Origin of the sequence: Anaerococcus prevotii DSM 20548, assembly GCF_000024105.1 — a bacterium.
Classification (GTDB): Bacteria; Bacillota; Clostridia; order Tissierellales; family Peptoniphilaceae; genus Anaerococcus; species Anaerococcus prevotii.
This window is the reverse complement of sequence record NC_013171.1, coordinates 421,668-443,314: the sequence shown is the minus strand read 5'-3', so window position 1 is coordinate 443,314 and position 21,647 is coordinate 421,668. Positions and strand designations below refer to the sequence as shown.

The following is a 21,647-nucleotide window of genomic DNA, read 5'->3' as shown; positions in this document are numbered from 1 at the left end:
TTTGCTTATTTATCTCTAAAAAAGCTAGAATATTAAATTTATCTTATTTTCATAGAATAGTTTTTACTTATCTTAAATTCTAATAGACTTAAAAAGCTCCTTGGTATAATCTGCCCTTTCTTCTTTTCCTATATCTTCTGTCTTGAAGAGATCTACCAATTTCCCATTGTAGAGGACCCCTATCCTATCTGATAGATATGCTATTACATTAAGGTCGTGGGATATGAAAAATGTAGTAAATTGGTGTATTTCTTGAAGTTCTTTGATAAGATTTAGGATTTGGGCCTGGATACTTACATCAAGTGCGCTTACTCCCTCATCTATTATAAGAAATTCAGGATCTATAAGAAGGGCTGCAGCTATGGCAATCCTCTGTTTCTGTCCTCCAGAAAGCTTACTAGGAAGATAGTCTAGGACGTCAACTTCCATCTCGATTTCTTCAAGTATTTCCCTTATCTTCTCCTCTCCTCCGTCCTCATAGAGGTCGTGGATTTTAAGGATTTCTCTTAGGGAAAATCCTATAGTCTTTTTGGGATTAAGGGCTTGGTAAGGATTTTGGAAGACCACTTGGACATTTTTCCTATAGTCTTTGAGCTCTTCCTTGGTGAATTTACTAATATCCTTATCCTTAAAGTAAATAGTCCCACTAGTTTCCTTGACTAGCCTTAGGATAATATTTGATAGGGTCGTCTTACCAGATCCGCTTTCTCCTACAAGACCAAAGATTTCGCCCTTCTTCACAGCAAAAGTTACATCATCTAGGGCGACTTTATCTTTTTTTCTAAAAAGCAGGGAGGAATCCTTGAAGATTTTTGTAATATGATCAATTCTTAAAATCTCATCCATTATTTCCTCCATAGAGATGGCAGTTTACCTCGCGGTCCTTCTCTCTCGTAGTTTCTGGGAAGCTTTCCCTACATATATCCATAACATGGTCACATCTGTCGGCGAAAGGACAACCTGTGTTAGGCCTGTTTTTTAGGTCAGGCACATGGCCTTTGATATTGTATAGCTTCTCTCCTCTTTTTCTAAAGTTTGGCACAGCCTTTAGGAGGGCTTTCGTATAAGGATGGAGGGGATTTGCTACTACATCGCTTGTCTTCCCTCTTTCGACAATCCTTCCCGCATACATTATCATAACAGTCTTTGAGATTCGCTCTATTAAGTTAAGGTCATGGCTAATAAAAACTATAGCTCCCTTGTAAATCATAGAAATTTCTTTAAAGAGATCTATAATCTGGGCTTGGACCTTGGCATCAAGGGCTGTAGTCGGCTCATCTGCTATAAGAACATTGGGATTTGCTATAAGGCTCATAGCTATTATTATCCTTTGTTGCATTCCTCCAGAAAGCTCGTGGGGATACTTATTATAGAGGCTTTCTACATCTTTAAGCCCACATTTTTCCATAGTTTCTAGGACAAGTTTCTTTCTTTTTTCCTTATCAAAATCATAGTGGATTTTTAAGACTTCTTCGATTTGCTTACCAACCTTCATCAAGGGATTTAGGGCAGAGCCAGGTTCTTGAAAGACTGTGGCTATATTACGTGATCTGTACTTCTTCCACTCTTTATCACTTAGGCCCAAAACTTCTATGTCCCTTAGCTTAACTGAGCCTGACTTAACGATTGCCGCTTGGGGCTGGATCCCTAGGATGGTTTGGGTAGCTACGGTCTTGCCGCAGCCACTTTCTCCTACAAGACCCACGAAGTCATTTTCATGTAGATCAAAGGATAGGTGATTTACTGCGTTCTTATCCCCATTTTCTGTGGGGAAGGCTACCGTAAGGTCTTTTACTTCTAATAATTTCATCTTCCTGCCTTCTCCTTTAATCTTTCATTTCTAAACTTCTCTCCATAGAGGGTAAAGCCTAAAACCAAGAGGCTTAGACAAATTCCTGTCGCTATAAAATAATAAGGGGCCTGGTTAAAGTAAATTTGACTCTCCTTTAGCATCCTTCCCCAAGAAGGATCTGGTGGCCTAACTCCAAGACCTAGGTAGGATAAGCCACTTTCTGCAAGGATGGCTTGGGAGATAGAAAGGACTATGGCAACCATGACTTGGTTTTTGATATTAGGCATGATATGATTTATCGCTATATAAACAGGTCCTGCTCCCTTTACTACAGCTGATTTTACGAACTGGGCGTTTTTAACTTGGAGGAATCCACTTCTTACAACTCTTGCAAAATAAGGAATAGACATGATTCCTATAGCAAAAATTGTATTAATTAGGCCTGAACCAAAGACAGATACCAGCATCATGGCAAAAAGTATTCCCGGAAAGGCCATAAGGGAATCTATAAAACGCATGAGGATCTCGTCAACCCTTCCTCCAAAATAACCTGCACAAGCTCCTATAATAGAACCTAAGATTAGGGCAAGGCCTACCGTCCCAAAGGAAAGAACTATGGCGTACTTACTTCCTTCCATAAGTCTTGATAGGATATCTCTGCCCATATTATCAGTCCCAAAGGGATGGGCGAGGCTTGGAGATAAAAGTTTCTGGCTAGTCTCGATAGCATTTGGATTATAGGGAGTCCAAAATATGGATACAAGAAAGACTATAAAATAGAAGCCTATGATAAATTTTCCTATATTAATTGCTATTTTGTTATTCTTTATCATTTTCCACCTCTTATTCTTGGGTCAATTAGGCCGTAGGCTATGTCTATGATGAAATTTATGAAAATTACCAAGAAGGCCACAGCTATTACAACTGACTGGATCAAAGGAAAGTCTCTCGATGAGATAGATGCTACTATCAAAGAGCCAATCCCCGGTAGGGCGAAAACATTTTCTATAATTAAAGAGCCTCCAACACTTGATGTAAGACTCATTCCTATTACTGTAATTACAGGAATTAGGGCGTTTTTTAGGACGTGTTTGTATAAGATTTCCTTAAGGGTCATCCCCTTCATCCTCGCTGTCCTTACATAGTCCTTGTTGATTTCATCTAAGATTGCGGCCTGCATATACCTAATTATGGTAGAAATATTAGGTATGGCTATGGCAAGGGAAGGAAGAAAGAAGCTCTTAAGTCTTTGTAAGAATCCTCCCGCCATGGCATTGTAGGAAAGGGTATCGAATATATCAAGCTTAACTGCAAATACATAAATTAGCAAAAAGGCCAACCAAAATGAAGGTATAGAAATACCAAGCTGGGTTATGGCCGTTATGATTGATGAATACCACTTATCAGACTTCAAGGTGATTTGAATTGAAAGTGGGATTGCTATTATTATAGATAGGATTAGGGAGTAAAGGGTTAAGGTTAGGGTTACTGGTAGCTTTCTTAGAAAGAGTGTGCTTACAGGCATCCTATATTTAAGGCTTTCTCCCATATCTAATCTCAAAAGCCCTCCTATCCAAGATATATATCTTTGAAACATTGACTTATCAAGCCCAAGCTCCCTTTCGAGAGCCTTTATTTGGGCTGGATCTGCCTCTGTCCCTAGTATTATTTCGGCAGGATTACCTGGAATTATTTGAAATACTAGAAATATTAGGACAGATACAAAGAACAAAGTCAATATTATAGACAAGAGCTTTTTTACAATTGCTTTAGTCATTTTTCTTTTCTATATCCTCTAGATTTATCTTTTGTACTGGATAGGACTTAAGTCCTGTGAGGTCCTTGTTTAGGGCTTGGTTGTTGTCAGGGTCTGTTAGGAAGACTGATCCTGCATCTTCTGCCATAAATTCTTGGGCATCTTTTACATTTTGGATTATATCTTCCTTATTATCTGCACTTTGGGCTGCCTTTATAGCCTCGTCATAACCTTCTGACTTGTAGTTGATGAAGTTTTTGTCATTAGTTGATACATATCTATCGATTACTCTGATTGGATCAACATAACCTACAAAGCCTGAAACTGTAGCCTCATAGTCCTTATCCTTGTATACCTTGCTTAGCCAAGTAGAAAACTCGATTGGATCAAGTGTTACATCAATTCCTACCTTACCTAGTTGGGCTTGGATTAGCTCTGCTGTGTCCATATGATATTTGTAATCACTTGGCACAGTTAGTTTTACAGAAAATCCGTCCTCAAGGCCTGCTTCTTTTAAAAGTTCCTTGGCCTTTTCCGGATTGTAAGGGTATTTTTCTTCCATATCATTGTAATATTCTTTAAGGGCTGGGGAGAAGTTTGATACTAGCTTACTTGCCCTGCCACCTGCCGCTGTGTTTATGATTTCATCCTTATCGATTGCGTAAGCAATAGCTTGTCTTACCTTCATATCATCGAAAGGCTTAACATCGTTATTAAGACCTAGGACTTGAACTAAGTTTTGTGGGAAGGAATGGATATCGCAAGTTTCTTCTATTTGGCTTAGCTCATCATTAGTAAGTCCTGTAGCAAGGTCAACGTCCTTGTTGTTTAGGGCCATGATTAGGGTTTGTCTGTCGGCAATTCTTAGAATCTCTACGTCAGCAAACTTCGCAATATGGTCTTTTCTGTGATAGTCGTCAAATCTTTTTAGCTTCATGCCCTCACCTGGTGTGTAGGAAACAAACTCGAAAGGACCAGTTCCTATTGGCTTTGTCTGATTGTCTTCATAGTCTTTTTGAACTATTGGTTGAGTATTTAGATAGATAAAGGAATTAGATTTTTCCTTTAATTTGATTTTAATTTCTGTAGGAGAGGCTACTTCCATTGATTCTATTTGGGCAAACTTAGAAGACTTTGGCTCTCCACTTGTTAGTCCTGCTAGGATATCATAAGTGTAGTAGACATCATCTGCAGTAAAGTCCTTATCATTGTGGAATTTGACCCCTTCTTTTAATTTGAAATCATAAGTAAGGCCATCTTCACTTATCTCGTAAGATTCACAAAGGTCAGGAACTAGATTTCCATCTTCATCCACATCGAAGAGTCCATCAAATACTTGATCCATGATTGTCTTGGTATCTCCTGCTGTAGCATTGAAAGGATCGAGCGAATCGATTTCAGTATACATGGCTACCTTAAGTGGCGCATCGCTAGTTTTGGTATTTTCCTTCTTATCCTGATTGCCGCAAGAAGTTAGCAGTAGACCTGCTAGGGCAAGGCTTACGAATATGTTTCTCTTTTTCATAATTCCTCCTAGAATTTTACTGTGTTGGCAAAGCCCTCTTTATAATCATATGAGCTAATCTAAGTAAAATTTATCGATCTAAAGCTATAATTTCCACCTAGAATTGTACATTTAATTAGAAAAATTTTACCAGCACCTATCCAACATTATTTACTACTATTGTAACAAATAGTTAATTTTCTAACAAGATTTTTTCCAAAAAAAGAATGGACCGCTATAGGCCCACTCCTTTATAGTTTATCCTCTACTGACTTGATTTTTTGCTCCATAGAAGCCTTCTTATCTCTTCTATCGTCCATTTTGATGACAGAATACACCCTATCTGCCCCCTTGTCAAAGACAGATTCTTGCATTTTTCTTATAACTTCTAACGCCTTGTCAGCATCTGCCTCTATTACTGTTCCCATAGGGTTTAGTTTATATTTTACCCCTTCTGCCATAAGGATTTTCTCAGCTTCTGCTACGTACTTGCTTACTGATGTTTCTTTTGTTCCTATTGGTATTAGGCATACTTCTACTACTGCCATTTAGTCCTCCTCGTAAAATCTCTTGTAAATCTTATAGGCGTCCATATGATCCTCTATTCCTCCAAGCTCTCTTATGGAATGCATGGCAAGGATTGGCTCACCGACATCTATACTTCTTATACCCAAATTTGCTGAGGCTATAGGACCAATAGTAGAACCACCTTGTTTGTCGTTTCTATTGTGGAAAGTTTGAAGCTTTAATCCTAAGTCTCTTGCAATTTTAATAATTCTTGCCTTGCTAGAAATATTTGTACTATAGGCACCATTTGCAGCAATTTTTATCACAAGTCCCTCATTCATCCTTACTTCATTGGTTGGATCAGAAAATCCTTTGAAGTTTGGGTGGATTGCGTGGGCTTGGTCGGCACTTATCAAAAATGAGTTTTCAATTGCTATTTGATAATCTTCCTCATTTCCCCCACTTAAAAGGGTAAATCTTTTTAGGCAATCTCCTAAAAATGGTGAGAAGGCCCCTGTCCTTGTCCTTGAACCAATCTCCTCGTTATCATTTAAGATTAAGGCATTTGTCTTTGTAGAATCGGAATTTACAAAGGCCATAAGAGAGGCATGGACAGATCCAAGGTTGTCAATCCTACCTATTTGATACATGTCATTTATAATTGTTCCTTTTTGTCTATCGTACAAGGACAAATCATAATCTATTATGGCTTTTGGGTCAATTCCTAGCTCTTCTCCTATAATTTTTTGAATGTATCCATCCTTTTGAGCCTTATCTTTTATAGTAGTAATGATAGGATACAAATTGTCCTGAGGATTGTAAGCAAAGTCCTTGTTTACAGTCCTATTCATATGAATTGCAGCATTTGGTATTGTTAGTAGGTCTTTATCTATATTTATCAGACTAGACACTAGCTTGCCTTCTTTTTCATATACAACTTTTCCCGCAAGTGATAAAGTCCTATCAAGCCATGTCGAATAAATCATCCCTCCATACACTTCAACATTTAGCTTGAGATATCCATTTTCTGCCATTTCTGGATTGGATTTTACTTTAAAAGTCGGGCTTTCTGTGTGGGAACCAATTATATCAAAACCATCTCTTAAATCTTCTCCGAGATTTATGGCAAAAAGAGCAGTTCCGTCACGAACTACAAAATATTTGCCCTTTGCTTTGATATCCCACTTTTCATTTTCAAAAAGTTCTGTGTATCCATTTTCCTTTAAAATCTTACGAGCATTTTCTACTGCATAATAGGAAACTGGACTATCATCAATAAATTTTATTAAATCTTTTATAAATTCTAAACTATTCATACTTATATCATACCCAAAAATATCCTTCCTTCATTTTGAAATAAGATAAGCTTGGTGATTGTGATGATTTTAATATTTATCTAGGAAAGTTCCTATAAGATTCTTAAAGCCTTCGGGATCAATCTTTGAAAACTCACAGTGGCCGAAGTCTTCTCCTGTATAGATTTCTTTCTTGCTTGAGTTTATAGACTCATATACCTCCCTACCCATATGGTAAGGGGTCATAGTATCAGCCTTTGAATTAATTACAAGAACAGGGCTTGAGATATCTGCCTGTCTTGCCCACTTAGTAGAGTCTATATCTTCTAGGCCAAGCCCTAATTTCATCTTTAGGAAGGAGTTTCCCAAAAAACTCATGAAACTTTGAGGAATCTTCTCCTTTTCTTCGACTTTCGCTAGAACATCATCTACCATTTCTCTACTATCTCCAAGAGGGCAGTCTAAGATTAGGTAGTCAATATTTGAACTATCCCTACTAGCAGCAATAAGACTAGTCGCTCCTCCATAGGATTCGCCGTAAAGGATAATCTTCTCATCTGGATATTCCTTTTTTATGTAAGCAATCGCATCCAAACAATCAAAGGATTCAAGGACCCCATAGGTATTGTAAGGAGCGAGATTCTCCCCAGAATTTCTCTGATCATAGAATAAAAGAGAAAATCCTAAGTCATAGAAAATCTGACCTTGAGGATAGAGAGAATACTTAGTCCCTCCCATACCGTGAACCATGATACAAATCCCCTTAGCTTTAGGATTTTTGATAAAAATAGCAGGAATTTCATGTCCATCTTCGCTTGATTTTATCTTAATTTCTTTGCTATCTTTTCCTTCAGCAAAGTCATCGTAATCTTCTTTATAAGAAATAAGCTCCTTATTAGTCACTTCCCTACTTACATTTTCAGTCATCCCATCAAAGGTAGCCTTGCCGATAAAGATAGAAAAAGCGACAAAAAGAATTATGATTATAGCTACAAAGACACCAAGACCAATCTTAAGTTTTCTCCTCATAAAAGCCTCCCAAATAGTTCTTATATATATTATAAGATATATTGACCTAGATTAGAATATAGAGAAAAAAATTTTACATAGTTTTTACAATAGCTTTAATTTGTATAAAAGATTGATATTTCTTTTTTCTATCCTTTTTAATTATCTTTCAAATTTCAATTAATATCCACTAAAAAAGAAGCTTTCTCTAATAGAAAACTTCTTTTTTCTTTGATTATATTTATTAATCTTTCTTTTTGATAAATCCGTAGATTAGACCACCAACTATTGCACCTACTAATACAGATCCTACAAAGATTAGGGCTTGGCTTAGGCTTGACATAGCTGGCAATACGAAGATTCCTCCGTGTGGGGCTGGGGCTGATATGTTAAAGCCTCCAACTATTGCTCCTGCTATAGCTGATCCTATAACACTAGCTGGGATTACCTTAGTTGGTTCCGCAGCTGCGAAAGGAATTGCTCCTTCTGTTATAAAGCTTAGACCCAAGATGTAGTTGGTAATTGTAGTCTTCTTTTGATCTTCTGTAAATTTATCTTTGAAAAATGTTGTTGCTATTGCTATTGCAATTGGTGGAACCATTCCTCCAACCATTACAGCTGCCATAAAGGTTCCTATTCCTGTATCTGTGAAGGCTCCGATTGCGAAGGCGTAAGCTGCCTTGTTGATAGGACCACCCATATCTATTGCCATCATGCCTGCAAGGATTGCTCCTAGAAGAAGCATATTAGCTCCAGATAGGCTCATTAACCAGTTGTTAATGAAGGTATTGATTCCAGTAAATATTGGGTCTATGATAAAGAACATCAAGGCTCCAACGATTAAAAGACCAAATACTGGATAGATTAGCATTGGCTTTAGGCCTTCGACTGATTTTGGAAGATTTCTGAAGGCTTTCTTTAGTAAATTAACTACATAACCTGCAAGGAAACCTCCGATTAGTCCACCGATAAAGCCTGCTCCACGGCTTGCCATAAGTCCTGCAACCATACCAGGCATTAGGGCTGGTCTATCTCCAATTGACATGGCAATAAAGCCTGCAAGGATTGGTATTAGGAAGCTAAAGGCATCCCCTCCAAGACCATTTAGGAAAGTGAAGGCAAGGGATTCATCTCCTGCGAATCTTTCTACTAGGAAGGAGATTGCCATGAGGATTCCACCACCGATTACAAATGGTAGCATGTGGCTAATTCCATTCATTAGGTCTCCGTAAATCTTTTGCCAGAAGCTTTGACCTTCGCCATCGTCATCACTTCCCTTACTTGCTCCTTCTTCTGCGGTAAAGATTCTTCCTTCGCCCTTGATGGCCTTTTCGATTAGTTCATCACTTTTTCTGATTCCGTCAGATACTGGTCTTTGGATAAGTCTTTTGCCATCGAACCTATTTGTTTCGACTTTCTTATCTGCTGCAATGATTATAGCATCAGCTTCTTCGATTTCCTTGGCTGTTAGTCTATTTTTTATTCCATCAGACCCATTTGTCTCGACCTTGATTGAAACCCCTGCCTTTTTGGCTGCCTTTTCTAGGGCTTCTTGGGCCATGTAGGTGTGGGCTATACCGTTTGGACAAGCTGTTACTGCTAGTAATTTGATATCGCTATTTGTAGTTTCTTCAACTACTGGGGCCTTCTTTTTCTCTGAGTATTTGTCGATTACTCCGTAGACTTCTTCTTCGCTAGAACATTTCTTAAGATCATCGATGAAGCCTTCTTTCATAATCATTTTTGAAAGCTCGGCTAGGGTTTCTACATGGAGGTTGTTTTCTCCCGCTGGTGCTCCTATGGCGAAAAATATTTCTGTTGGCTCTCCGTCTAAGGCTTCATAGTCAAGTCCTCCTACTTTTCTTGCAAATAAAACTGCAGGTTCCTTAACAGTTTCGTTTTTGGTGTGAGGGATGGCTACTGACTCACCTAGGGCAGTTGATCCTTCTTCTTCTCTTGCTATAAGTCCATTTTTGAAGTCTTCTTTATCTTTTACATAACCTTTTTCGAAAAACTTTGAGGCTATTTCTTCAATTGCACTCATCTTGTCATTTGCCTGAAGGTCAAATATCATCAGTTCAGGCTTGAGTAAATCTCTAATTTCCACTTTCCTTTACCTCCACTTTTTCTAAAATTTCATCAATTTTTTCCTTACTTCCTATATCAGGGCTAAAGGCTGTCGCTGTCCCACATGCTACCGCAAGCTTGTAGGCATCCTTCTTAGATAAGTCATGGCTTAGTCCATATACAAATCCTCCTACCATGGAGTCTCCTGCTCCTACAGAATTTACAAGCTTGCCTTCGATTGGGCTCGCCTTAAGGACCCTATCCTTATCTACAAAGATAGATCCCTCTCCGCCTAGAGATACGATTACATTTTCTGCTCCAAGTTCGATTAGCTTCTTAGCGTAAGATATTATTTCTTCATCTGTTTCTATCTTAGTTTCAAATATCCTTCCCAGCTCTTCTTTGTTTGGTTTTACAAGGACTGGCTTATATTTTAGATAATCTAGGACTTCCTTGTTTGCTATGTCTATAGTAAACTTACAAGAAATCCTTCTTATTACTTCCTTATAGAAGTCTTTATCTAGACTTTTTGGTAAGGAGCCTGAGATTACTAGGAAGTCATCTTCTTTAACCTCCTTAAGACTAGCAAAAAAATTCTCTACTTCATCCTCGTCTATATGAGGTCCTTCGGCATTTATTTCTGTCTCGTCTTGGTATTTTAGCTTGACATTAATCCTCGAATCTCCCTTAATCTCTGTAAAGCTTTCCTTAATTCCTAGCTTTTCTAGCTCATTTTTTATGAAATCTCCAGTAAAGCCACCTAGAAAGCCAATATTTACCGGATCATCTCCCAGATTTTTAAGTAGCTTTGAGACCATGATTCCCTTACCACCTGGATACATCTCACTCGCCTTGCTGCGAAGGGTCGCTCCGTGGGTAAATTCATCTATCCTCATTATATAATCTATTGATGGATTCGTTGTTAATGTATAAATCATCTGTCCTCCTCAATTAGTTCAACATCATTCCTTCCAATAATCTTCGCATGATATACTTCGTGTTCTTTGGAAGAATCTGCTAGGATATAGGCCTTGTTGGAAAGCTCAATCGACTTTCTCTTTATCAGAGCCTCATTGATATCAGCAGTATAAAAATACTCCTCATCAAAGCCATTTGCACCGATAAAGGCTAGGTCGAAATTAAAATCGCAAAGCTCATTCATAGCAATTACCCCAGTAGTGACCCTGGTTCTTGCCTTAAGCCTACCTCCGATAATTATCGTATCGATTCCTCGCTCCATTAGTTTTGTAACATGCATTAGGCCATTTGTCACAATCCTTACTTCCTTAGCCTCCAAAAAGTCGATCATCATATTTGTTGTAGATCCCGCATCTAAGAAAACCAAACTCTTGTCAGGGATTAACTTAGAAGCCTTCCTTCCTATAGATTTTTTCTCTTCTAACATGCTTTGCTCATTATCAGTGAAACTTCTCTCATCTGTCTTTATATTTAGTACAGCTCCCCCGTGGACCCTCCTTATCTTTCCAGCTTCCTCCAAGATATCGAGGTCGCGTCTTAGGGTTGACTCACTGACATGTAGCTTCTTAGTCAAATATCTGTTGGATATCTTTTTTTCCTTAAAAAGCACATCCAATATCATATCGAGTCTTTCTTCTACTATCATGCAAATATTATATCATCATTTTCATTCAAAATCAATCATATTCCTTCAAAATCCTTCTATCTTATCTGAATTTGACTAATTTTTTAAAAACACTATAATTATTAAAAGCGTATAAATTCTACATAAGGAGTAAACATGAAAGAACTTGAAGAAAAAATATTAGAAGAAGGAATCGTAATTGGACCAAATATCCTAAAGGTAGACTCCTTCCTCAACCAACAAATCGACTGTAAGCTTATCCAACAAATGGGCAAGGAATTTGCTGAATATTTCAAAGATAAAAATATAGATAAGGTTCTAACAGTAGAATCATCAGGTATCGCCCCAGCCCTTGCTACAGCCCTAGAGCTTGGAGTAAAGTGTGTATTCGCAAGAAAGCAACAATCCCTTACAACAGGAGATAATGTTTATCATTCAAGCGTATACTCCTTCACCAAACAAGTTACAAATGAGCTTATAGTTTCCAAAAACTTCATCAAAGAAGACGAAAATGTCCTCATGATAGACGACTTCTTGGCAAACGGTCAAGCAGCCAAGGGCATGGTTGCTCTAGTAAGACAAGCAGGGGCCAACCCAGTAGGCTTTGGTATAGTAATAGAAAAGTCCTTTTCTGATGGACGTAGCGTAATCGAAAACGAAATGGGACTAGAAGTATACTCCCTAGCAAGAATTGCAAAACTAGAAGACGGAAAGATTACTTTTGTCGAAGAATAAAATAAGCTAAAAAGGGTTGTTGCAAAACTATGAATAATCATCGTACCATCGTTAGAAGGTTCTCTTAGGAAATTTTCAGTGGTGCCTGCCGGCTGATGGAGGCAAAATTTCCGTGGAGGTTCTTATAACGATAATGGTACGATTTATTCATTCTGCAACAGCTCCTTTTTTCTTTAAGAATTTTTATCTTTAAAACACTTTTATATTATCCAATTTTAAGATAATTTCTCTATTGTCTCTTTGGCTTTTCTTATAAGCGACCTATCACTAAAGCCTATATCTTGATATAGTTTCGCTTCTTTAAGATAGACCATCTTTGTTTTTCTTTTGTTTTTAGCCGACATATGGAAGTTTTCGATTCCACTTTTCCTATAGATTTCTTCTATATTTGAATAATTTACTCCAGATCCTGCCATAATTTCGATCCTGCCCTTGTATTTGTGATTAATCCTTGATAAAAACTCAATTCCTTCTATAGCTGTGGGGCTTTTCCCTGAAGTAAGGATTCTCTTTATCCCAATATTTATCAAATCATCCATAACTTCTTCCCCATCCTTGGAGTAATCAAAGGCCCTGTGAAATATAGCTTCCTTTGGCCTTGAAAGCTCGACCAACTCTTTTGTCCTATCTAGATCAATCCTCCCATCCTTTTTAAGAAGTCCAAAGACAAAGCCATCTATATCGAAGTCCTTGTAGATACTTATCTCTTCTTTCATCATCTCAAATTCCTCATCACTATAGAAAAAATCGTAGGGCCTTGGTCTAATCATGACAACTTTCTCTATATTTTTCTCTTTAGAAATCTTACTAACGAGTCCTACAGATGGACTTATCCCATCAAGATCTAGACATGAGCATATTTCTACTCGATTAGCACCAGCTTCTTTCGCATTTATAAAAGATTCGTAGGAATCTATACATATTTCAAGCTTCAAACTTTATCCTTTCCTTATCTTAACTTTCAAAAGTCTATCACACTTTTTCATCTTAATCTATACCCAAAGAAGACAAAAAAAGAAGCCAGATTTCTCTGACTCCCTAATTATCATCTTATTTTCCAGCGTGTTTTGCTGCATTTTCTCCTGCTATTCTTCCGTAAACTGTAATGTCAGCCATAGCTACAGAACCAAGTCTGTTTTTGCCGTGGATTCCACCTGTTACTTCACCTGCTGCGTAAAGTCCTTCGATTGTTTTGCCATCTTCTGTTTGAACTTCTGCGTCAGTGTTTATTACTAGACCACCCATTGTGTGGTGAACTGCTGGAGCTGCCTTTAGCATGTAGTAAGGACCTTCATCGATTGTCCAACCTAGCATTCTTAGGTTAAATTCTGGGTCTTCTTCCTTCTTAGAGTTTTCGTTGAAGGTATTTACTGTTTCTACTAAAGCTTCTTTGTCGATACCAAAGTGGTCTGCAAGCTCTTCGATTGTGTCAGCCTTATATAGCAGGCCTCTGTCGAATAGGCTCTTAGCTTCTTCTGGGTTAGACTTCATTGTACCAGTTTTTTCATTTGATTTTTCATCCCAAATTAGGTATCCTACGTAGTCTGTTTGATCTTTGATAGCCATTGATATTGCACGTCTTGTATCAAGCTCTTCTACGAATCTCTTACCTTCTTTATTTACTAGAAGTGCTCCACCAACAAGTCTTGTATCTCCGACATATAGGAGCTTTCCTGTTTCAACGTCACATACTGGGTAAAGTTGGATCTTGTCCATATCTACGGTTCCTGCACCAAGAGCTTGTGCCATTACGATACCATCTCCTGTTGCTCCTGGAGAGTTAGTTGATAGGACGTGTTCGTCAACTTCCTTATCGTTTTCGTAGCACATTTCAGCATTTGCACCGAATCCACCTGTTGCAAGAACTACTGATTTAGCGTTAATTTCGTAGTTTTTGTCGCTTCCTTCTGCCCTAACTCCACAAACTACTCCGTCTTTTGTAAGGATTTCCTTAACGTCAGTGTTTGTCATTAGGTCGATTCCAAGCTCTTCTGCTTTTGTCTTGTATTTAGAGATTAATTCATTTCCTGTGTGGTTTTTAGGAATATAAGATCTCTTAACTGAGTGTCCACCGAAGAACATCAAGCTATCTAGCCATTCTACTCCGATGTCATCTCTTAGCCAGTGTGCACCATCTGTTGCCTTGTCAGCTAATACTTCGATTAATTCTTTCTTTCCGCCTGCTTCTTCAACATCCTTTGCGAATAGTTCTTTGCTATCTTCGATTCCTTCTTTTTCTTGAAGTTCGTTAGCTGGAGCTGCGTATTCCCCGCCAGAAATTAGGGTATTACCACCAACTTGGCCAAGTTTTTCAAGAAGTAGGACATTAGCACCCGCTTCTTTGGCAGTTACTGCAGCAGCAAATCCTGCTCCACCACCACCTACAACTACTACATCATAATCTTTTGTTTCTGTTTCCTTGTTAGCTTCGTCGCTTTCCTTTTCATAAAGCTTAAGGTCACGACCGCTTTCTTCAATGGCAGCCTTTACTGCTTCGATTAGGGCAGTTGATGTAACTGTAGCACCTGAAACTGTATCTACATTTATAGATTGTTTATCTACTATTTCTTTTACGATTTTATCTGCTGCTTCGTCTCCTAAGCCTTCTGTTTCCTTATGTACTAGATCAATTGAAGCTATCTTATCTCCCTCAAAATTAACTGTAGCTTCTATGTCTCCGTTGTGTCCTGCTTCTGTAGCCTTAAAGCTTTCTACCTTAGCAGTTTCTTCCTTAGCTCCATCCTTATTATCAGCTGTATTGTTACCACATGCTGTAAAAAGCATAGCTGCTGATAAAAGAATTGGTAAAATTTTATTCTTCTTCATATTTCCTCCCTTTTTTATACTGCTTATAAATGATAACAAATTATGGAAATGTTTGCAAGTCCTTGAAATATCGGGTTAAAGCGATTTTTATAAATATAAAGAGACCTTGAATATAATTTGGTTTTTAAGATGTTTATTAATAGTTTGAGAATAAATTTGCAAGAAAATTTCTATTAATTCCCATAGCTATGATTCTTTCAATGACCTTTGAATTTAGAAAATTACGCAAAAGAAAATCCCCTCCATCTATGTCTAGACTTTGGGGGGGTAGGCTTAGTAATTAATTATCACATCAACTTGTTCTTCTAGGACGTCCTTGTTGTGTTTGGTCTCTGATGAGTAGGCAAATATTAAGCCTTCGTCGTCGATTTCTAGCTTTTTCATGATTTGTTTGATATGCTTTTGGGTCTGGCTTTTCTTAATCTTGTCAAACTTGGTTGCTATTACAAAGCCTGTAAAGCCAGTCTCTCTTATCCAATCATACATCTGCTTATCAAGAGCGGTTGGCTCATGTCTGATGTCAACTAGGAGGAAGACTTCTCTTAGGGCTTCTCTTTGGTGGAGGTATTCATTAATTAGCTTATCCCACTTGGCCTTCTCCTTCTTGCTGACCTTGGCATAGCCGTAGCCTGGAAGGTCTACTAGCCTAAACTTATCATTTATCCTATAGAAGTTGATTGTCCTGGTCTTGCCTGGGACAGAGGAAGTCTTAGCAAGCTTCTTTCTGCATAGGAAGGAGTTGATAAAGGAAGACTTACCTACGTTACTTCTACCGACAAAGGCAAGCTCAGGTAAGTCTTCCCTTGGCCATTGTTCCCTAAATCCTGCAACTTGTTCTAGTTCAATGTTTTTTATCTTCATACTAGGGCCTTTTCTATGACTTCAGATACCTTAGAGACTGTGATAAAGTTAATCTTATCTCTGATCTCTTTTGGTATATCTTCTGTATCTCTTTCATTTTCTTTTGGAATTATGACGTTTTTAATTCCGTAGGAGTAGGCTGCGAGGGCCTTTTCCTTAAGGCCTCCTATTGCTAGGACATTGCCACGAATTGTAACTTCTCCAGTCATCGCTATATCGCTTCTTACCTTCTTGCCAGTAAGAGCTGATACCATAGCGGTTGTCATAGTGATTCCTGCAGAAGGGCCGTCTTTTGGTGTTGCTCCTTCTGGGAAGTGGACGTGGATGTCCTTATTTTCGTAGAACTTACCACGGATTCCAAGATCCGCTTGGTTCGACCTAATGTAGGCCATGGCTACTTGGCCGGATTCTTTCATTACATCTCCTAGGGATCCTGTCATTTCGACATTGCCCTTACCTTCCATGACATTTGCCTCAACTGATAGCATAGTGCCTCCAACAGAGGTCCAAGCGAGTCCATTTACAAGACCTACTTGGTCCTCTTTTTCGATAGCATCGTCGAGGAATCTCTCCCTGCCTAGGTATTTAGTATAATTTTGCATAGAAACACGAACCTTATCCTTGCCAGCTAGGATTTCTTTGACTGCCCTTCTACAAATCTTGGCAATTAGTCTTTCAAGTTCTCTGACCCCTGCTTCTCTAGTATAGTTTTTGATGATTTTTTCAATTACTGCATCTGATATAGTAATTTCATCTTCCTTGAGACCATTGTTTTCCATCTCTTTAGCCACTAGATATTTCTTGGCTATGGATTCTTTCTCACTTATTGTATAGCCTGATAGGTCTATTACTTCTAGCCTGTCGTATAGGGCATCAGGGATTTCATTGGCGTCATTTGCTGTTGTGATAAAGAAGACATCTGATAGGTCGAAAGGAATATCTAGGTATCTATCGATAAACTTATCGTTTTGTTCTGGATCTAGGACTTCTAGGAGGGCACTTGATGGATCTCCCCTAAAGTCTGAACCTAGTTTGTCAATCTCATCTAGGAGAAAGACTGGGTTTTTAACATTGATCCTGTCGATATTAGCAAGGACCCTACCTGCCATGGCCCCGACATAGGTCCTTCTGTGTCCTCTGATTTCTGATTCATCAGTTACTCCACCCAGTCTCATAGAGACAAATTTCCTATCAAGGGCTCGGGCTATGGACTTGGCTATAGAGGTCTTTCCGACACCAGGAGGTCCTACTAGGCAAATCACAGATCCCTTGGAATTCTTATTCTTTTGTCTTACTGCTATAGATTCTAGGATTCTTTCCTTTACATCGCTAAGGCCGTAGTGGTCTTCGTCTAGGATTTTCTCTGCCCTATTGATGTCTATAACATCCTTGCTAAGCTTATTCCAAGGAAGAGAAACCACAAAGTCAAGATAGGCAGACAAAACTCCATAGTCTGGGCTCATCTCTGGTAGGGAGTCGATTCTTTCGATATCCTTCTCTAGTGACTTCTTGCTTTCCTTATCAAGCTTTATAGCCTTTATTTTCTTCCTATAATAGTCAGCCTCAGACTTGGCCTCTCCGTTATTTTCATTGATTTCTTTCTTTAGGACTTCCATCTTCTCTCTTAGATAATAGTCCTTTTGGCTCTTGTTGATATTATCTTGAACCTGTTTTTCTATCTCCTTGGATAGCTTCTTTAGGCTGATCTCCTTAGTGATTATCTCATGGAGGGCTAGCATCCTCTTTTCTGTGTCGATAGTCTCGAGTATTTGGTAATATTCCTTCGGAGCAAGCTCTAGGTGGAAGGTGATTACATCAACTAACCTGTGGAAGTTATCAATCTCTATGAGACTGTAGGCTATTTCATCGAGGGCATTGTTATCAAGACTGATATATTCCTTGAAGTCATCTATCAAGATTTTCTTTAGGGATAGGAGATTTTCCTTATCTTTTTCCTCTTCTTCCCTGTAGTGGTACTCGCTTACAGTAGCTTTTAGAAAGCCCTCGGATACTGTTAGATCATCAAGTCTTGCCACTCCTTTTGGATCTACAAAGACTCTTGTCACACCATTTGGAAGCTCGAAGGTATCTTTTATGCTTGCTACTATACCAAATTCGTAGAGGCCTTCCTTTTTGGGATTGTCATCGAAGACATCCTTTTGGTTTACCAAAAACAGATTGGTATTTCTAAGCCTTGCATCTTCAACTGCATTTACCGAAATACTTCTTTTGGCATCGAAACTTAGGAAGGTAGTTGGCATTGGCCAGTAGCCCCTTAGGGCTATAAGAGGATATTTATTTTCACTTATTTCATAAACATCTGTCATCTTTTACCTCGCTATAAAATGGGGTTGTTGCAAATTTATGAATACTATCGTCATTCATTAAGCATAATCTTTCATCAAAAAGCTAAGTTAATGATACCTGGACGATTGTTCATTCGGCAACAACCCCATCTTTCTATCTTTTCTTATAAACTAATTTTTCCTTATCATCTATAGACTCTTTTGTAACAATAACTTCTTCTAGATCATCTATTGAAGGAATTTCAAACATGAGATCTAGGAGGAGATTTTCCATTATGGTCCTTAGTCCTCTGGCACCAGTCTTTTGATTGTAGGCCTTTTCGGCAATCTTTTCTAATGCCTCATCCTCAAATGTAAGCTTAACACCATCTAGTTCGAATAGCTTTTGGTATTGTCTTACGAAGGAGTTTTTTGGCTCCTTTAGGATTTTGACTAAAGAGTCAACTTCTAGAGCATCAAGGCTTACCACTATAGGCACCCTTCCTATAAATTCCGGAATGAGTCCGTACTTAAGGAGGTCTTCTGTGTTCACTTCCTTAAGGCTTGCACTAGCATTTTTCGTAACACTTGCCCCAAAGCCTATGGTCTTTTCAGAAAGTCTCCTATTTATTATATCTTCAATTCCATCGAAGGCTCCTCCTAGGATAAAGAGAATATTTGTCGTATCTACTTGAATATACTCTTGGCTAGGGTGCTTCCTTCCTCCTTGAGGAGGAACATTTGCTTCTGTTCCCTCGATTAGCTTAAGGAGGGCTTGTTGGACACCTTCACCTGACACATCACGGGTTATAGATGGATTTTCGCTTTTTCTTGTGATCTTATCTATCTCATCTACATAGATAATTCCACGTTCTGCTATGTCGATATCGTAATCTGCGGCTTGGACGAGTTTTAGGATAATATTTTCCACATCCTCACCTACATAACCTGCCTCTGTAAGGCTTGTCGCATCTGCTATAGCAAAAGGTACATTTAGCTTGCGAGCAAGGGTTTGGGCAAGGAGGGTCTTTCCTGAACCAGTTGGACCTAGCATTAATATATTTGATTTTTGTAGCTCTATGTCGCTATCTTCTTCATTGCTATTAATTCTTTTGTAGTGGTTATATACTGCAACAGAAAGGGTCTTTTTGGCATCATCTTGACCTATAACATAAGAGTCTAAGAATTCCTTGATCTCTTTTGGTGTTGATAGGTCGATATCAGCCGAAAACTCAGAGGCCGTGTTAGTCTCTTGGGCTATAATCTCGTGACATAAGTCGACACATTCGTTGCAAATATAAGCATTAGGACCAGCTATAATTCTTTTAACTTGTGAGCTATCCTTGCCACAAAAAGAACATCTTATTTCTTTTTGTTCGTAATCAGACATTTATTCCTACTTACTTTCAATTACTTTATCGATAAGACCGTACTCTAACGCTTCAGCTGCTGTCATAGCAAAGTCCCTATCGGTATCTTTTTCTATCTTCTTTAGACTTTGTCCTGTATTATCAGAAAGGATCTTGTTTAGTCTTTCTTTAATCTTAATTATTTGTTCAGCTTGTATCACAATATCGCTAGCTTGACCTTGGGCTCCACCAGAAGGTTGGTGGATCATGATATTTGAGCTAGGTAGGGAGTATCTCTTTCCCTTAGCCCCTGATGATAGAAGGACTGCCGCCATTGATGCAGCTTGACCTATACAGATTGTGGATACATCAGGTTTGATGTAGTTCATTGTATCGTATATAGCAAGTCCGCTTGTTACAACTCCGCCAGGAGAGTTGATATAAAATTGGATGTCCTTATCAGGATCTTCGCTTTCTAGAAAGAGTAGTTGGGCTATGATAATATCAGATATTTCATCACGAACTTCACCTGATAGGAAGATTATCCTGTCTTTTAGAAGTCTTGAATATATATCATAGGCTCTCTCGCCTCTATTTGTTTGTTCTACAACTGTTGGTACTAAATAATTTTTAGGAATCATTTTATCTCCTTATCTAAATGGAGCTTATTTATCTTCGCCTTCCTCGTGGTCATGGTCTTCTTCGCCAACTGCATTGTGGTATTCTTCGTGAGGAAGAGCTTTAGCGTTTTCTGTAAGAAGTTCAACTGCTTTTCTTCTCATGATGTTTTCTTCTAGAGTCTTATCAGAGATGTTTTTAGCGAAAAGTTCTTTGAATTTCTCAAGATCATCTACTCCATAATTTTCTGCTGCTTCTTTGATTTCGTTTTCTTTTTCTTCTTCTGTAACTTCTATACCTTCTTTAAGAGCAACTTCGTCTATAACAAGATTTGCCTTAACTCTAGCTTCTGCTTGAGCTCTGTATTGGTCACGGATTTGGTTGATATCCATCTTTGTCATCTCGATATATTGAGCTAGGGTGATACCCATTTGTTGAAGTCTTTGGTCTAGGTTTTGTAGTTCGTAGTCGATTTCAGCATCAACCATTGGTCTTGGTGCGCTTACTTCAGACTTATTAACTAGAGCTTCAATCGCTTGATTTTGGATTAGGTTTTTAGCGTAATCTTTTTTCTCTTCAGCAAGTTTTTCTCTTAGGTTGTTTTTTAATTCGTCAAGTGTGTCGAATTCAGAGATGTCTTTTGCGAACTCATCATCTAGTTCTGGAAGTTCTTTTCTTGTAATTGAGTTTATTTCAACTTCAAACTTAGCATCTTTTCCTTGGAATTCTTTCGCTTGGTAATCTTCTGGGAAGGTTACGTTAACGTCGAACTTATCTCCAACCTTGTGGCCTTCTACTTGTCCTTCAAAGCCTTCGATAAAGGTATTTGATCCAAGAACTAGATCGTAATTTTCTGCCTTACCGCCTTCGAATCTTTCTCCATCAAGGAAACCATCAAAGTCAATATTTACTGTATCGCCTTCCTTAGCTTCGCCATCTTCAACTGGAACTAGTCTTGCGTTTTCGTCTTGTTGTTTCTTAAGCTCTGCTTCTACATCTTCATCTGTTACTTCACTAGATACTTCTTCAACGATTAGTTCTGAATAGTCTCCTAGTTCTGGGTGTGGTTTTGTTTCAACTTCAACCTTAAATGTGATATCTTTTCCTTTTTCGATATCGTCTAGGTCTACTGATGGTTGGTCGATTACTTCAAGGCCAAGTTCTTCTACAGCTTTTTCGTATGGTGTAGGGAAAACTATCTTGATTGCTTCATCGTAGAAGATTTCTGGTCCGTACATTTTCTCAAGTACTTTTCTAGAAACGTGACCTGGTCTAAAGCCATCTACCCTATATCTAGATTTGTTTCTTTTATATACAGTGTCAGTTGCCTTTTTGAACTCATCATAAGGCACGTCGAATTCGAATTTTGCTATGTTATTTTCGTGTGATTTTAATTCTGTCATTTTTTCCTCCTGGTGTTCTTACTCATTGAAATAATATA

19 protein-coding genes are annotated in these 21,647 nt (G+C 38.3%); 1 reads left to right on the top strand and 18 read right to left on the bottom strand.

The genetic code is table 11. From position 1 onward, the window contains the following. Positions 1–72: 72 nt before the first annotated feature. The 11 genes from APRE_RS02105 to APRE_RS02055 form a co-directional block, all read right to left on the bottom strand. On the bottom strand, positions 73–846 hold the full coding sequence (locus tag APRE_RS02105) for an ABC transporter ATP-binding protein (protein ID WP_015777353.1): 774 nt from the start codon (positions 844–846) through the stop codon (positions 73–75). After that, complete coding sequence (locus APRE_RS02100) at positions 839–1,810, bottom strand: ABC transporter ATP-binding protein (RefSeq protein WP_015777352.1); 972 nt, start codon at positions 1,808–1,810, stop codon at positions 839–841. Before APRE_RS02100 ends, APRE_RS02105 begins: the two co-directional genes overlap by 8 nt. Continuing rightward, positions 1,807–2,625, bottom strand: coding sequence for an ABC transporter permease (locus APRE_RS02095; protein WP_015777351.1), 819 nt, complete (start codon positions 2,623–2,625; stop codon positions 1,807–1,809). The genes APRE_RS02100 and APRE_RS02095 overlap by 4 nt, the downstream gene beginning before the upstream one ends. Beyond that, a complete protein-coding gene (locus APRE_RS02090) occupies positions 2,622–3,569 on the bottom strand; it encodes an ABC transporter permease (protein ID WP_015777350.1) in 948 nt (315 codons plus the stop codon). The genes APRE_RS02095 and APRE_RS02090 overlap by 4 nt, the downstream gene beginning before the upstream one ends. Continuing rightward, positions 3,562–5,073 (bottom strand): ABC transporter substrate-binding protein, encoded by a 1,512-nt coding sequence (locus tag APRE_RS02085; protein WP_015777349.1) that lies wholly within the window; start codon positions 5,071–5,073, stop codon positions 3,562–3,564. The genes APRE_RS02090 and APRE_RS02085 overlap by 8 nt, the downstream gene beginning before the upstream one ends. 230 nt (positions 5,074–5,303) lie before the next feature. Then, a complete protein-coding gene (locus tag APRE_RS02080) occupies positions 5,304–5,600 on the bottom strand; it encodes an MTH1187 family thiamine-binding protein (protein WP_015777348.1) in 297 nt (98 codons plus the stop codon). Next, positions 5,601–6,875: a M18 family aminopeptidase gene (locus tag APRE_RS02075; protein ID WP_015777347.1), complete on the bottom strand. Its 1,275-nt coding sequence runs from the start codon at positions 6,873–6,875 to the stop codon at positions 5,601–5,603. A gap of 69 nt (positions 6,876–6,944) precedes the next feature. Then, on the bottom strand, positions 6,945–7,883 hold the full coding sequence (locus tag APRE_RS02070; protein ID WP_015777346.1) for an alpha/beta hydrolase: 939 nt from the start codon (positions 7,881–7,883) through the stop codon (positions 6,945–6,947). Between the two features lie 223 nt (positions 7,884–8,106). Further along, positions 8,107–9,969: a PTS fructose transporter subunit IIABC gene (locus APRE_RS02065; RefSeq protein WP_015777345.1), complete on the bottom strand. Its 1,863-nt coding sequence runs from the start codon at positions 9,967–9,969 to the stop codon at positions 8,107–8,109. After that, a complete protein-coding gene (gene pfkB / locus APRE_RS02060; RefSeq protein ID WP_015777344.1) occupies positions 9,959–10,867 on the bottom strand; it encodes a 1-phosphofructokinase in 909 nt (302 codons plus the stop codon). Before pfkB ends, APRE_RS02065 begins: the two co-directional genes overlap by 11 nt. After that, entirely contained in the window at positions 10,864–11,553 is a 690-nt protein-coding gene (locus APRE_RS02055; protein ID WP_015777343.1) for a DeoR/GlpR family DNA-binding transcription regulator, read from the bottom strand. The genes pfkB and APRE_RS02055 overlap by 4 nt, the downstream gene beginning before the upstream one ends. 135 nt (positions 11,554–11,688) lie before the next feature. Here APRE_RS02055 and APRE_RS02050 point away from each other — a divergent pair, with 135 nt between their 5' ends. Next, positions 11,689–12,267, top strand: a complete 579-nt coding sequence (locus APRE_RS02050) for a xanthine phosphoribosyltransferase (RefSeq protein WP_015777342.1) — start codon at positions 11,689–11,691, stop codon at positions 12,265–12,267. Positions 12,268–12,482: 215 nt separating this feature from the next. Here the strand turns inward: APRE_RS02050 and APRE_RS02045 are convergent, their stop codons facing one another. The 7 genes from APRE_RS02045 to tig form a co-directional block, all read right to left on the bottom strand. Continuing rightward, positions 12,483–13,202: a copper homeostasis protein CutC gene (locus APRE_RS02045; RefSeq protein ID WP_015777341.1), complete on the bottom strand. Its 720-nt coding sequence runs from the start codon at positions 13,200–13,202 to the stop codon at positions 12,483–12,485. Between the two features lie 115 nt (positions 13,203–13,317). Continuing rightward, entirely contained in the window at positions 13,318–15,093 is a 1,776-nt protein-coding gene (locus APRE_RS02040) for a flavocytochrome c (protein WP_015777340.1), read from the bottom strand. Between the two features lie 273 nt (positions 15,094–15,366). Beyond that, complete coding sequence (yihA, locus tag APRE_RS02035; RefSeq protein WP_015777339.1) at positions 15,367–15,954, bottom strand: ribosome biogenesis GTP-binding protein YihA/YsxC; 588 nt, start codon at positions 15,952–15,954, stop codon at positions 15,367–15,369. Beyond that, the gene (gene lon / locus APRE_RS02030) at positions 15,951–18,281 is read right to left on the bottom strand and encodes an endopeptidase La (RefSeq protein WP_015777338.1); all 2,331 of its coding nucleotides are present in this window, start codon (positions 18,279–18,281) and stop codon (positions 15,951–15,953) included. The genes yihA and lon overlap by 4 nt, the downstream gene beginning before the upstream one ends. Before the next feature lie 133 nt (positions 18,282–18,414). Further along, a complete protein-coding gene (clpX, locus tag APRE_RS02025) occupies positions 18,415–19,629 on the bottom strand; it encodes an ATP-dependent Clp protease ATP-binding subunit ClpX (protein ID WP_015777337.1) in 1,215 nt (404 codons plus the stop codon). A gap of 6 nt (positions 19,630–19,635) precedes the next feature. Further along, positions 19,636–20,229, bottom strand: coding sequence for an ATP-dependent Clp endopeptidase proteolytic subunit ClpP (clpP, locus tag APRE_RS02020; RefSeq protein ID WP_015777336.1), 594 nt, complete (start codon positions 20,227–20,229; stop codon positions 19,636–19,638). Positions 20,230–20,253: 24 nt separating this feature from the next. Then, positions 20,254–21,609 (bottom strand): trigger factor, encoded by a 1,356-nt coding sequence (tig, locus tag APRE_RS02015; protein WP_015777335.1) that lies wholly within the window; start codon positions 21,607–21,609, stop codon positions 20,254–20,256. Positions 21,610–21,647 lie beyond the last annotated feature (38 nt).

Bases quoted from the DNA above. Each gene is read 5' to 3' on its own strand.
- APRE_RS02105 (WP_015777353.1), bottom strand. From the start codon at position 846: ATGGATGAGATTTTAAGAATTGATCATATTACAAAAATCTTCAAGGAT.
- APRE_RS02100 (WP_015777352.1), bottom strand. From the start codon at position 1,810: ATGAAATTATTAGAAGTAAAAGACCTTACGGTAGCCTTCCCCACAGAA.
- APRE_RS02095 (WP_015777351.1), bottom strand. From the start codon at position 2,625: ATGATAAAGAATAACAAAATAGCAATTAATATAGGAAAATTTATCATA.
- APRE_RS02090 (WP_015777350.1), bottom strand. From the start codon at position 3,569: ATGACTAAAGCAATTGTAAAAAAGCTCTTGTCTATAATATTGACTTTG.
- APRE_RS02085 (WP_015777349.1), bottom strand. From the start codon at position 5,073: ATGAAAAAGAGAAACATATTCGTAAGCCTTGCCCTAGCAGGTCTACTG.
- APRE_RS02080 (WP_015777348.1), bottom strand. From the start codon at position 5,600: ATGGCAGTAGTAGAAGTATGCCTAATACCAATAGGAACAAAAGAAACA.
- APRE_RS02075 (WP_015777347.1), bottom strand. From the start codon at position 6,875: ATGAATAGTTTAGAATTTATAAAAGATTTAATAAAATTTATTGATGAT.
- APRE_RS02070 (WP_015777346.1), bottom strand. From the start codon at position 7,883: ATGAGGAGAAAACTTAAGATTGGTCTTGGTGTCTTTGTAGCTATAATC.
- pfkB (WP_015777344.1), bottom strand. From the start codon at position 10,867: ATGATTTATACATTAACAACGAATCCATCAATAGATTATATAATGAGG.
- APRE_RS02055 (WP_015777343.1), bottom strand. From the start codon at position 11,553: ATGATAGTAGAAGAAAGACTCGATATGATATTGGATGTGCTTTTTAAG.
- APRE_RS02050 (WP_015777342.1), top strand. From the start codon at position 11,689: ATGAAAGAACTTGAAGAAAAAATATTAGAAGAAGGAATCGTAATTGGA.
- APRE_RS02040 (WP_015777340.1), bottom strand. From the start codon at position 15,093: ATGAAGAAGAATAAAATTTTACCAATTCTTTTATCAGCAGCTATGCTT.
- yihA (WP_015777339.1), bottom strand. From the start codon at position 15,954: ATGAAGATAAAAAACATTGAACTAGAACAAGTTGCAGGATTTAGGGAA.
- lon (WP_015777338.1), bottom strand. From the start codon at position 18,281: ATGACAGATGTTTATGAAATAAGTGAAAATAAATATCCTCTTATAGCC.
- clpX (WP_015777337.1), bottom strand. From the start codon at position 19,629: ATGTCTGATTACGAACAAAAAGAAATAAGATGTTCTTTTTGTGGCAAG.
- clpP (WP_015777336.1), bottom strand. From the start codon at position 20,229: ATGATTCCTAAAAATTATTTAGTACCAACAGTTGTAGAACAAACAAAT.
- tig (WP_015777335.1), bottom strand. From the start codon at position 21,609: ATGACAGAATTAAAATCACACGAAAATAACATAGCAAAATTCGAATTC.